This is a genomic window from Nocardia asiatica NBRC 100129, assembly GCF_000308415.1.
Taxonomy (GTDB): Bacteria; Actinomycetota; Actinomycetes; order Mycobacteriales; family Mycobacteriaceae; genus Nocardia; species Nocardia asiatica.
Window position 1 is genome coordinate 1 of record NZ_BAFS01000009.1, and the last position, 5138, is coordinate 5138.

Genomic DNA, 5138 nt, shown 5'->3' on the forward strand with positions numbered 1-5138 from the left:
CCTGGGTTCGGGGTGCGCTGGGCGCGTCGGTGGTCGAGGCCGGGGCACAGTGCACGTTATCCGGGGTGCTGCCCGGGACTTCCTCAGGTGTGCAGTGGATCCGCCTGCGTTGACGCGTAGGTGGGTTCGCGCTTTTTCAGGAAGGCGATCACCTGGTATGTGATCGGCAGCACGATCACCTCGCAGAGGGTCTTCCACAGGAAGCCGACGATCACGAAATTGAGGAACTGCTGCCAGGTATCGATGCCGATGGCACCGGCGGCGATCGAGCAGAAGATCAGTGTGTCGGCGAACTCGCCGACGATGGTCGACCCGATCAGCCTGGCCCACAGGTACTTTTCCTTCGTTCGCTCTTTGATCAGCACCAGCGTCGCGGAATTGAGCAGCTGGCCGACGAAGTATCCGGCCAATCCCGCGGCGACCAGGCGCGGCGTCGTCCCGAGGACGGTGCGGAACGCCTCCTGGTTCTCGTAGAAGCTCGCGGCGGGCAGCCGGACCGCGATGGCGAAGCACACCACCGTCAGCAGCAGGGCGGCGAAGCCGTAGTAGATGGCGCGCCGGGTGGCGCGGAAACCGTACACTTCGCTCAGCACGTCACCGAGGATGTAGGCCAGCGGGAAGAGGAAGAAGGCGCCGTCGGTGGCGATCGGCAGGATTTGCAGCGGTCCCAGCGACACCGATCGATCGCCGAGGAACTCCACCCCCTTGGTGGCGCAGATGTTGGAAATGATCAAGGTAGCAGTGAACAGGGCCACGATCGGTGCGTAATATCCCCGCGCCACCTGGGCAAATGCCGCATGGTCCGCGGGGCGTCCAGGCCCGTTGTGCTCTTGGGTGGTTTTCGACTCACTCACCCGCATCATCCAACCAGGTTGTGGAATACGCTGTAGCAATGACGAATCCCGGCGATTCCGACGAGTGGTGGAAGCAGTACGGCGGCCAAGGCGTGTCGCCGGAGTCCGGTGGGCAGAGTTCGGTCCCGCAGTACCCGAGCCCTGAGCAGCAGCCGTCGGGTTACCCCTCGGCTCCCCAGTACCCGGTCCAGCCGCCCTCACAGCCGATGACGCCGCCTCCGCAGCCGCAGTACCCGTCCTACCAGCAGCCCGCGCAGCCGTATCCCCAGCCTGGCTACGGCTACCAGAATCCCTACCAGCCGTATGGAGCCGCCCCGGTGCAGGGCACCAACGGCATGGCGATCGGTGCGCTGATCTCGTCGCTGGTCGGGTTCGTCACCTGTGGCATCGGCTCGATCGTCGGGATCATCCTGGGTGTGGTCGCGCTGAACCAGGTCAAGCAGAGCGGCCAGGAAGGGCGCGGCATGGCACTGGCCGGCATCTGGATCGGCGTCGGTGCGATCGTGATCGGCATCCTGTGGTTCGTCGTCGTGATCATCGCGGGGGCGAGTGGCGCCTAGCGGCGCAGGCCGGGAAAGCGACAGGGGCGCACCCGAATCGGGTGCGCCCCTTGCGCGTTCGATGCCGCCGCGGCGGATCAGGCCTTGACGACCTGGGTGCCGCCGGCGAACTTGTCGTGCCAGCCCTGCTTGTTCGGGTCCTGCGAGATGGTGATCATGATGTAGATCGCCAGGCCGAGCGCGACCAGGCTGCCGACGCACGGGATGATGTTCGCCGCGATGAACACGTTGCGCTTCAGCGACGTGACCGGGTCGATCTTGGCGGCGCCGCCCGGGGCGAGCACCTTCAGGCCGAGGATCTTCTTGCCGAGCGTGGTGCCCTGCGAGGTCTCCATGCCGACGAAGTAGCCGAGCTGGACCAGGGTCCACACCAGGCCGAGACCGATGGTCAGGCCCACCGAGTTGTTGACCAGGGTGTACAGGATGATGTACGGGATGTACAGGATGATCGCGTCGATCACGCGGGCGCCGATGCGGGTGCCGAGGTCGCCCGGCTGGCCGCCGTAGTTGTTGAACCCGGGCTGCTGCGGGTACTGACCGTAGGGATCTTGCCCGTACTGCGGCTGCTGGCCGTACTGTGGCTGCTGCCCGTACTGGGGCGGCTGCTGCTGCCCGTATTGCGGCTGCTGGCCGTACTGTGGCTGCTGCCCGTACTGGTCGCCGCCCTGGGGGTACGGCTGCCCGTACGGCTGCCCGCCCTGCGGATACTGGTTGGGGTCGTACCCACCGCTTGTCATAGTTGTTTGTCCTCGTCGATTGATCAGTAGTTGGACGATGCGTACGTTACGGACATGGGCTGCTTCGCAACAACCCATGAACGTCGAGTATCCACGGTTCGCGGGGTAGCCGCCGAGTGTCGAAACGCGCGAGTAGCTCGGACGACGTCGACGCGGTGAAGCCGAGCGAACCGGCCAGTGCCGAGACTACTTCCTCCGGCGTGTTGCCGAGCGCCAAGCGTTCGCGGAGTGTCACGGCCCCATCCCGTTTCGCCAGTCGCCGCCCTTCGGTGTTGAGTACGAGCGGCACGTGGGCGTAGCGCGGAACCGGCAGATCGAGCAGCGTCGCGAGGTATGCCTGGCGTGGGGTGGACGGCAGCAGGTCGTCGCCGCGCACCACTTGGTCGACGCCCTGTGCCGCGTCGTCCACCACGACGGCGAGGTTGTAGGCCGGGATGCCGTCGCCGCGCCGCAGCACCACGTCGTCGACCGGGCCGCGGTAACGGCCGTGCAGGTCGTCGTGCACCTCGAACTCGGTCGTCGCGGCGCGCAGGCGCAGCGCGGCCGAGCGGCCCTCGGCGCGCAACCGGGCACGCTCCGAAGCGCTCAGCGTGCGGCAGGTACCGGGGTAGGCGCCCATCGGCCCGTGCGGCGCCGTCGCGGCTTTCTGTATTTCCCTTCGGGTACAGAAGCATTCGTAGGTGAGCCCGGCGGCGGCGAGGCGCTCGACCGCCGCCTCGTAGTGCGGCAACCGGTCGGACTGACGCAGCACGGGCCCGTCCCAGTCCACGCCGATCGCGGCGAGGTCGTCCAGTTGCCGCTGCTCCGCGCCGGGACGCACGCGATCCAGGTCGTCGATCCGGAGCAGGAAACGGCGGCTCGAGGAGCGGGCGAACGCCCAGGCCAGCAGTGCCGTGCGGAGATTGCCCAGGTGCAGGTCCCCGGACGGGCTCGGCGCGTACCGGCCCGCACCCCGCTCAGCCACGGGATCGGCGGGTAGACGATGTGGTGCGCACTCCGGCCATGGTAGAAGCGAGGCGATCAACCGCGCAGCCGCGGGCGCAGGTCGGCCTCCGCCGGTTGCGCGCCGGCCTCCAGCATCGCCAGCAGTGATTCGGCGTGCTCGACCAGTCCGGCGAGGTCGATATCGTAGGGCGCCTGCCCGCCTTCCGGGCGGTATGCCGTCAACCGCGACACCGCGCGGCCGAGCAGTGTACGCGCCCCCTTGGGATTGCCACGCTGTATGTGGGTTAGTCCGACAGCGAACTGCGCAAGGGCCTGCCACAGCATCCTCTCGGCGAACGGTCCGTTCTTCCACGCGGCCTCTAAAACCTCGTGTGCGTTGAATGCGAGTCCGTCGTCCAGCAGTTGCTGGGCGAAGGTCAAGGTTTGCTGGGGTGGAAGCTCGAGATCGTCCGGAATTCGGGCAACTCCGGTGCTGCCGGGAGGAAGCGGACGTCCGAGGCGGTCGCGTGGACGGGCATTACGGGCGCGACCTGCGTCGTCGCGAGCGCGTTCGACCATAGGTTCCATCATGCACGGCGGCTGCGCCCGCGTCGACGCGGGCTGCGGGCAGATGTGAATTGTCGTCTGATAACAGAGCAATCACATCCGTTAAAAACATTGTGGTACGCCAGTGTGGGGAATGAATGCGAGGGGCTGGCAATGCTCCCGCAACTTCCATGCTTCGCAAACGTGTGTGGTTGCGATGATTGAATAGGCAAGAGCCGGGCAAACTTTCGAAGGACCTGCTAGTGTTACCGCCGCGGGGACAGGCCCCGTGCGAGGTTAATTTCCTCTCGAACTCGATGTGCGATATCGACGCACCGGGAAAGTGCGCTCCGGCACGGGGTGCACCACGGGATTCGGCTTTCCAGTCGGGTACCGATGCTAGCTGGAACGATGTCAGGAGAAATCTCGCTCTCGACGCAGCAAAGGAGCTAGTGCCGTGGAGGTTGATTGGACGGGCGCTGTGTGGCGCAAGAGCACATACAGTGGTCCGGATGGGAACTGCGTGGAAGTCGCTTTTCTCGTTGACGGCAAAGTCGCGGTTCGTGACACCAAGGACAGTGGACGTGGCCCGGTCTTGGCGTTCGCGCCGGGCGAGTGGGATGCATTCCTAGAGGGAGTCTCGGGGGGAGAGATCCGGCGCGGCTGAACCGCTCCGGAGTCGCCTGAACAAGGCAAAGCGGGCCCCGGGTCGTGTGGACTCGGGGCCTTCGCGGTTTTCCGGACGGGTGTGCGCCGCGTCGGATACTCAGTGCGCGGAGCCGTTTCCGTGGCCGTTCGCCCGATCCTGGATCTTGCGCAGCACGGCGAGCTGTCTGCGTTCCTCTTCGTGCTCGATCTCGAAGTGCCTTGCGCTCTCGTCGCGCGGGTCGGCGCGCAGGAAGCTGCCGGTGCCCGGCTTGCCCGCCGCACCGAGCTTGCTCATCTTCTTCGGTACGGGTGCGCCCTGGTACTCCAGCGGAATCGGGTGACCGTGCGCGTCCACCGGACCCAGCGGCTGGTGCACCTCGATGTACTCGCCGTGCGGCAAGCGCTTGACCACGCCGGTCTCCACTCCGTGCTCGAGCACCGCGCGGTCGCTGCGCTGCAAGCCCAGGCAGATGCGGTAGGCCAGGAAATAGGCGATCGGAGGCGCGAGCAGGATGCCGATGCGGCCCACCCAAGTCGTCGCGTTCAGTGAGATGTCGAACTTGTAGGCGATGATGTCGTTGACGCACGACAGCGTGAGCACCACGTAGAACGCGATGGCCATGGCGCCGATCGCGGTGCGAACGGGCACGTCGCGCGGGCGTTGCAGGAGGTTGTGGTGTGCGCTCCGGTCTCCGGTGAGCCGCTTCTCGATCCACGGGTAGGCGATGAGCACCGCGAAGACCAGGCCCATCATCAGCGCGACCCAGAACACCGCCGGTACGGTGTAGCGGCCCAGATACAGCTCCCAGGGCGGCATCAGCCGGGCCATGCCGTCGGTCCACATCATGTAGAAGTCCGGCTGCGAACCC

At 66.3% G+C, this 5138-nt stretch carries 6 protein-coding genes and 1 pseudogene; 2 read left to right on the plus strand and 5 right to left on the minus strand.

Annotated features, from left to right (window positions below; all coding sequences use genetic code 11):
* Positions 1-83: 83 nt before the first annotated feature.
* Positions 84-863 (minus strand): queuosine precursor transporter, encoded by a 780-nt coding sequence (locus ON27_RS01355; RefSeq protein ID WP_086007412.1) that lies wholly within the window; start codon positions 861-863, stop codon positions 84-86.
* 29 nt (positions 864-892) lie between these two features.
* Here ON27_RS01355 and ON27_RS01360 point away from each other — a divergent pair, with 29 nt between their 5' ends.
* The gene (locus ON27_RS01360; RefSeq protein ID WP_043718125.1) at positions 893-1414 is read left to right on the plus strand and encodes a DUF4190 domain-containing protein; all 522 of its coding nucleotides are present in this window, start codon (positions 893-895) and stop codon (positions 1412-1414) included.
* Positions 1415-1491: 77 nt separating this feature from the next.
* Here the strand turns inward: ON27_RS01360 and ON27_RS01365 are convergent, their stop codons facing one another.
* Genes ON27_RS01365 through ON27_RS01375 form a run of 3 tightly spaced genes read right to left on the minus strand, consistent with a single transcriptional unit; the run spans position 1492 to position 3654 of the window.
* A complete protein-coding gene (locus tag ON27_RS01365; RefSeq protein WP_043718128.1) occupies positions 1492-2151 on the minus strand; it encodes an RDD family protein in 660 nt (219 codons plus the stop codon).
* 46 nt (positions 2152-2197) lie between these two features.
* On the minus strand, positions 2198-3115 hold the full coding sequence (gene gluQRS, locus ON27_RS01370; RefSeq protein ID WP_043718132.1) for a tRNA glutamyl-Q(34) synthetase GluQRS: 918 nt from the start codon (positions 3113-3115) through the stop codon (positions 2198-2200).
* A gap of 56 nt (positions 3116-3171) precedes the next feature.
* Positions 3172-3654, minus strand: a complete 483-nt coding sequence (locus tag ON27_RS01375) for a DUF309 domain-containing protein (protein WP_043718135.1) — start codon at positions 3652-3654, stop codon at positions 3172-3174.
* A 448-nt stretch (positions 3655-4102) separates the two neighbouring features.
* On the opposite strand from ON27_RS01375, the gene ON27_RS41025 reads away from it, so the two are divergent.
* Positions 4103-4288 (plus strand): DUF397 domain-containing protein, encoded by a 186-nt coding sequence (locus tag ON27_RS41025; RefSeq protein ID WP_306306935.1) that lies wholly within the window; start codon positions 4103-4105, stop codon positions 4286-4288.
* 99 nt (positions 4289-4387) lie between these two features.
* On the opposite strand, the pseudogene ON27_RS01380 reads toward ON27_RS41025, so the two are convergent.
* Positions 4388-5138, minus strand: a pseudogene (locus ON27_RS01380) (cytochrome bc1 complex cytochrome b subunit); the annotation flags it as partial.

Coding starts and splice junctions, on each gene's coding strand:
- ON27_RS01365 (WP_043718128.1), bottom strand. CDS start 2,151: ATGACAAGCGGTGGGTACGACCCCAACCAGTATCCGCAGGGCGGGCAG.
- ON27_RS01360 (WP_043718125.1), top strand. CDS start 893: ATGACGAATCCCGGCGATTCCGACGAGTGGTGGAAGCAGTACGGCGGC.
- ON27_RS01375 (WP_043718135.1), bottom strand. CDS start 3,654: ATGGTCGAACGCGCTCGCGACGACGCAGGTCGCGCCCGTAATGCCCGT.
- ON27_RS01355 (WP_086007412.1), bottom strand. CDS start 863: ATGATGCGGGTGAGTGAGTCGAAAACCACCCAAGAGCACAACGGGCCT.